The organism is Pseudomonas duriflava (genome assembly GCF_007830155.1).
Lineage (GTDB): Bacteria > Pseudomonadota > Gammaproteobacteria > Pseudomonadales > Pseudomonadaceae > Chryseomonas > Chryseomonas duriflava.
On sequence record NZ_VLKY01000042.1, the window covers coordinates 1 to 6,874 of the forward strand.

3 protein-coding genes and 1 pseudogene are annotated in these 6,874 nt (G+C 48.1%); all 4 read right to left on the bottom strand.

Annotation, left to right across the window (positions count from 1 at the left end; all coding sequences use genetic code 11):
* Positions 1-399: 399 nt before the first annotated feature.
* Positions 400-1,848 carry a CynX/NimT family MFS transporter gene (locus tag IQ22_RS22675; protein ID WP_342212464.1) on the bottom strand — a complete coding sequence of 483 codons (1,449 nt, stop codon included), beginning with the start codon at positions 1,846-1,848 and terminating at the stop codon, positions 400-402.
* A pseudogene (locus IQ22_RS22680) lies at positions 1,782-2,709 on the bottom strand (integrase core domain-containing protein). Before IQ22_RS22680 ends, IQ22_RS22675 begins: the two are co-directional and overlap by 67 nt.
* Before the next feature lie 117 nt (positions 2,710-2,826).
* Positions 2,827-3,816, bottom strand: a complete 990-nt coding sequence (gene aroD, locus IQ22_RS22685; protein ID WP_208733695.1) for a type I 3-dehydroquinate dehydratase — start codon at positions 3,814-3,816, stop codon at positions 2,827-2,829.
* 605 nt (positions 3,817-4,421) lie between these two features.
* Complete coding sequence (gene folP / locus IQ22_RS22690; RefSeq protein ID WP_145146076.1) at positions 4,422-5,276, bottom strand: dihydropteroate synthase; 855 nt, start codon at positions 5,274-5,276, stop codon at positions 4,422-4,424.
* Positions 5,277-6,874 lie beyond the last annotated feature (1,598 nt).

Here is a 6,874-nt window from a genome sequence, read left to right on the forward strand (position 1 = left end):
GAAATATTAATATCAACCCCAGGGCCTACTAAATAGGCAGCGGTACTAAAACTGGGGGCAGGTCAAGCTTCATGCTTAACTCGAACTAACATGAATGACCTGGCTAAATAAGTTGATAGCCAAAACCAGTAAATACCCAGAGCCGGATGACAAAGGTTACAAAACAGACTGTGTCAGTAGGTATTTAAAAAGGTGTAGAAACATTGTTAAGGACTAAGTTGAAGCTGGCCAATTGAATCTTACAATTTTACCCATATAAAACTTAATACTGACTCGTGCTGCGACTAAATGCAGCTATCGAATGTAACAGCCATACAGCTTTAAAGCATGAATAAAAAGCTTAAGGAGAAATAGGTTTACTGGTCAAAAGAAACGCCTATAAATACCAGCCTATCTGATCTAGACGTAGCGCTTGCGGCCGGCAAGTGTAGCAAAGACCATTTGCGCCAATGCTACCACTAGCAATGCCAACAGGGGCGCACGCCATCCGCCACTGATATCATGCATCCAACCGGCAAGAAACGGCCCCATAGCTCCCAGGCCGTACCCAACGCATTGGGCCATGCCAGATAAAGCGCTGGTCTCATGATGATCGCGACTACGTAATCCAAACAAGGTTAAACAGGTCACCATTGACATGCCCGCTCCAATCCCCGCGAATATTAGCCACCATATAGCCCGCGCTGGGTTGAGTATAAGCCCTAATATCCCAACAATAATGGCTAACGAACATATAAAGCCGAGGATGCACTGATCGTTAAAGCGCTTAATGACAACAGAGGTTATCAAGTTTGCTACGACGGCAACGGCCTGATAGGCGAATAGGCAAGCGCCAGCCTGTGTGGGACTGATACCAACTTCGCTGACCATACTTGGAAACCAGTCAATCAATGTATAGAACACAAGCGTTTGCAAAGCCATAAACATTGAAACCTGCCAGGCAACCGCACTTCGCCAAAGGGAGGGGCGTTTACTGTTCAGGATGAGGGACTCGACTACGTGCGTATCGTCTCGCTTACTATGTGGCCACCAGGCGATTAGTGCTGATAGGGCCAAAGCACACCAGATACCCAAGGAAAACTTCCAGCTGAGGGTGGTCAGAGTTGATAGGGGGGCTGAAATTCCGCTGGCTACGGCTGCTAGCATCGCCATAGTCGCAGCATAAAGTCCAACGCACAGGGCTGTATGATGAGGAAAGTCTCGCTTCACTATAGGGACCACCAATACGTTTGCTACTGCGATACCACTACCTATTAGCCCTGTACCCAACCATAAAGCGCTAAAAAAGCCGCTTGAGCGAAAGATGCACCCGCCCATAATTAGCCATAAAGCTAAAAAAAGAGCGCGCTCAAGGCCTATGCTTCGGCTCAGACGAGGCACAAAGGGCGAAGCAATAGCAAAGATTAGCAGTGGCAAAGCATTTAATAGACCAGATTGGGTTTGGCTTAGCCCGAATGCTGATTGCAGTTCGGATAACACCGGACCCAGCGACGTAATGGGTGCGCGAAGGTTCGCGGCAATCAGCAAGATGCCGACTAACAACGAGAGTGGAAATACACGAGAGTTGGCACGGATGCCCGCAGAGGATGACGTCATAAAACCACGCACGGCAAGAGGGAAAGAGTCTCTCCCGAATCTGCGTTGGTTGACGTTAACGCTTACGCAAAATACCTGAAAGGTATAATGTCTGCTAAGAATGGTAGCAAAAGCCGTGCGGCCGATACAAGAGGCCCCGAATAGGTAAATGCTCTGATAGTAGCTGATTGCCATCTTGAAATAATCTAGGTGTCTGGTCCCAGAAAGAAAGGGTTTGGGTCGGTTAAAAAGAGCTGTGGTTGTTTGAGCCATTGCCCGAGGATAAAGCCAATCGGCGTTTGTCCTTTCAATGAGCGCAAGGGACGAGCGCTGTTATACGCCCAAAGATAATCCTTTATAGATCCTGCAGCTGTTTAAGCGAGGCACAGTGAAAGGCCTTGGTAGTGGCCTGTTTAATCGTCCGGTTCATACGCTCGACCTGGTCATTGGTCCAGGGATGGAAGGGCTTGGTTAGCCGGTGCTCGATGCCTTGCTGATGGCAGACCCTATCGAAAGGATGGGCCCAGTAGCTTTCTGAACCAATCTTCTTGGCAAACTGAATGCCATTGTCGATCAGTGCCGTATGCGCCTTATAAGGTAACGTTTTAAGCGTGGCTTCCAGAAAGCTGACCGCATTCTTGCGCATCATCTGCTCATGTAACTCGGCATAGACAAACTTTGAGGTGCGCTCAATCGCCACGAAGAGATAGGCTCGTCCTTCTGCGGTATGCACCTCGGTGATATCGATATATAGATAGCCAGCGGATAGCGTTTGAAGGTCTTCTCACGTATTGGCTCAGCCGAACGCGGCAGAATGCTGATGCCGTGTCGCTGGTAGAGGCGATGCAGGCTGAAGCGCGAAAGCCTGGGTATGAAGCGCTAAAGGGCATGCAGGCCATCATCAAGCGGCAGCAGCGTCTTCTGCCGGAACGCGATAGCCGCGGCCTTCTTAGCTAGGGTCAGAGAGGTCGAATGCGGATCTCAAGGCCCTATGGGCTGGCCCTCTACTGAATCACGCTTACGCCACTAGATCACGGTCTTGGGGTTTAAGTTATAGCGCTTGCTTAGCGTCGCGATCGAATCCTGCGATCGCTGTAGTTCTGCTCGGATGGCGTGCGTGGTTGTGGCGCCCATCAGTCACCTGATCGCGACGATTACGTCATTGCGTATGCACTTCCAAAGACAAAGTAAGCCGCCCATTGTCGTTTGATGAAAAGAAAGGGGGCTTTCTAGTTGCCCAAACAATTTTAGCTAGGCTCCATTAGCCGAATGGATGATGTTTAGCACTGTGTGCAAATCTTTTGCTTCTAGCTGGCCTGAGGCCGACCCAACGCCGCTTTTGCCATAGGTAAGCGCCGAACCGGTAAGCTCGCCTGAGAGACGCGACAAGACACCCTCCTCTGACATCGCCATTGTTAATAAGGGTCGCTCAGCATAACGTGAATACATTTCCCATGTAGCATTCATCAGTCGCAAGGTATCACTGTTATCTTTCGGCATAACTGCCATTTTCAGGATATCAGCGCCTAGCGCCTGCTGGCGACGCAGGCGGCGAATCAACTCCGCGGAGGGTGGCGTGTCATGCAGGTTATGATTGGATATTATAACAATAACATTTTTGTCATGTGCCTTTTGCACAAGGTCCCGAACGAGCGCTTCATCACGCATCATTTCTATATCAATAAGGTCAATGGCACCTTCGTCCAACAGAGCTCTATTGAGCGCAGCGTAATCTCGATTACTTATTGCTTTCTCGCCACCCTCTGCTTTGGTTCGAAAAGTAGCAAGTAAGGGTTTATCCTCGAGAGTATCGGTAAGCTGACAGGTTAAGTCTGTCATTGCACTTTTATCCAAAGCACCCTGCTGATGGTCGATGCGAAACTCGATCATGTCCACTTCTTTAAGCTGAGCCAGGCTTTTGGCCTTTTCAAGAGCTTCATTGGGCGTCTTGGCAGTAATAGGCACAATGATCTTTGGCACACCTTTTCCAATCGAGACGCCCTTTACTTCAAAACTTTTAACTTGGGGAGGCTTATTGCCAGTACGAGTACTAGACAGGGATAAGTCATCAGTCGTAGCAGCCCACGCGTCTTGCATCAATGGGGCGCTAGCCAAGAAGGCAGTACTGGCAAGGATGAAGTAACGCCTCTGCATAAGATAACCATGCTTCAGTTTCTGATTCTTGTCAGAAAAAGAAAGAGGGGGGTTCGTTCCATCTAAAAAATTGATCAGAAAGAACAATTTTAAAAGCGAGCCTGTGCTATGGCGCGTTCAAACTTGCTAGATCTGAAAACCTGAGTATGGGAGTTTTTCTGGAAAGTCTAGTTACCCTTCGGCGTCCATTATAAGCTTCTTGTAGTCACGTAAAGTTACGTCAAGGGGACAACTTAGATAATTCACACTGGAAATCTAATGTTTTTCAGACAAAGTCTAGATTGCAAGAGCCCGCTGTACTCCAGTGATAGAATTTTGGATACGTCGAGTATAATCAGAAGGGTCGTAATAGGTCATTACCAAGCGGTCAATAGTTCACGTCAAGGCCACATAACTCAGACAGGCCTTATCCGCTTCAATCCCTCCTTTTTGGGGCCCATCACCAGCCCGAAAGGATTGGCTCTCGACGGCGATGCCTCTCCGCGAGACTGACGATATTCCGGGCCGTATTCAGGTCCCAATCATGGGCGACACCCTATTCGATGAACTCACAATCTCTTATTTACAGTCCGTTTTCTCGGTATTGACCGGAGCTCACCCCGAGTGAGCGGCGCACGCCATGTGACTTATGTCAGTCAAAGCGAAACTTCCTGAAGTAGGTTGAGTAATGATAAATTCAAGTAAGAGGATCTTTATAGGGTAACTTTATTCTGGGTTCCAGCCTTCCATATTTTTAATGCCTCTGCTGTTTCAGCCACATCATGTACTCTCACTATACGAGCTCCTCGTTCGACCGCTATCAAAGCAGCACTTACACTCGCTAGCATTCGTAGCTCTACAGGTTGGCCAGTAATCGCACCTAATGATGATTTGCGAGACCAAGCAGCCAGCCAAGGGTAACCTAGCTCTAATAAGTCCTTTTGGCAGGCTAGCAGCATAAAGTTTTGCTCTATCGTCTTACCAAAGCCAGGTCCTGCATCAAGCACAATACGTTCCTGCATGACACCACGTGCACACAACTTTGACGCTACATCTGCCAGGAAGTCCTTAATCTGGCTCAGTACGTCCCCAGTCATCGGCTCAGTTTGCATGGTTTGCGGGTCACGGTGCATGTGCATGAGGCAGACGCCACAAGTAGGATGTGCAGCTATGACATCAGATGCACCGGGTTGGCGTAACGCCCAGATGTCATTGATAATGTCAGCACCTAAGTCAAGTACTGCCTTCATAACGTCGCTCTTATAAGTATCGACAGATATAGGTACTCCGAGCTTAACAGCCTCTCGTACGACAGGAACTACGCGGGCTAATTCTTCATCCAGTGCTACAGTTGGGCTACCCGGTCTTGTCGATTCACCGCCAATATCAAGTATATCCGCACCTTGATTGATCAATGTTTCACAATGCGCCAAGGCTTTGTGAGTATTGTGATGCTTTCCCCCATCGGAAAAAGAGTCAGGTGTGACATTTACTATGCCCATGATCTTGGGTTGAGTGAGTTCAATTTTAAAACGTGAGGTTTGCCAGATATGTCTATTATTTTTCATTTAATTTAGTTCGAAAAGCTGATAGCCCGTGGTTCGGAACCAAGAAAGTTCCTACTTAAAAAGCAAAAATACTTTCACATTGAATTTCCTTGGTGGCTTTCTGGCCAAAAAGCAGTGATCCTCAAGCGTTCGACAACAAACTTTTTCCAGAATAGGAACGAGCTCGCCGCGAGCAATATGGGTTGCTGCCACTTCCTGCCATTAATACAGATGCTATACCCTCGCTTACATAAACAATAATTCTTGCCTTAAGAAAACTAGAGCGCTCGAGCGACAAGTTAAAAACTCGTATAATGGTTTCCCGAAATTTGAAAGCGGACATCAACCCAGTCGTGCTTCAAAAGCTGATTGGGATGCTCGGGTATTCCTCGCAGAGCAAGATAAGCTAGTGATGCGTAGGCGCAGAGCCTACTAGAACCCCCTTGTCCAAGTAGCTAACAATGTAATCTCCGCCGTGTAAAGTCTGACGCAAAGCGCTGAATATCTCAGAAAGTAGGCGGCACAATTAATACATTGGCTGTGCAATCCCACTGCTTATTAGCAACGTTCCTAGCCATAGCCCCCCATGCGGGCCGTGAAACGAACCAAGTATCCCGCGTCAATCAAATCCATACTATCAATCAGCAGCGCATGCTCCAGTCGCTAACGACAAGTCTACCAAGGGCGCCAATGGCAAGGCATATACAAACATAAGCAGAGAAAGCACATTGATCAAACATGCCGCTGCCATACTGAACCCAAAATAGTCATGTACCAGTTAAAGCATTAGCCCCAAAGAGGTGACAGAGGTACCAAAAGTTGGCCGCTGCGAAGAGCAAGATACTGCACAGCAGCAGAGAACCCAAAATAGGCATTTCGACCTGAATGAATAAGGAGTAATTCGATATTTTGTCCGAAATAACAAAGGGATAGAGATGTCCCACGTTTACGCTGGCTTGCGTAAAGCGCTCAAGAGCGCAATGTTTAATGCAAAGGCTATCAAATCTATTGCTGCCCGTCTCTTCATACACGCACTCGTTTTCTGCAGCGTGCCATTTTTCAGGGAAGCCATAATCTTTCGTAGGCTAAGCATCGCGCCCGATATATGAAAAACATTTAGCGTAGTGATAGTGAAATATAGGCCGATGGCAAGCTCAATCAACAACGTTGCCTTATAGTGTAATAGTCAGCTGAAACCGATAAGCTTCCCCTTCCGGTCTTTTTTCCAGACGAACTGTAGGGGCGGACAGTGTCGACTGCACCGAATGCTATTTAACCGGCAAGGTTTTAATTAGCTTGTGAGGAGCATGGCTGGCCAAATAAGGTGATGTTATATTCGGGCTAGGACAGCCACTACAGCAGCGTCGCGCTCTGCTCAGGCTGATTTCGCCTAACCTAAAGCAGAGCACGAGCAGCCAAGGAGCTGCTGGAAGAATGCGCCGATGGAGCGCCATTTGGGCAGTTTGAAGTCAGCCCTACAGAGGCTACTAGAGTGAAGCCCAGGCCACACGTGATTGACATCGATATGTCATTGGACTTGCCCCTATCAAACCGGACACCACAATCCCGTTAAGTTGATGTTGTAGCCAACCGCCTGAACTCCCGAGGTGAGCGGTACT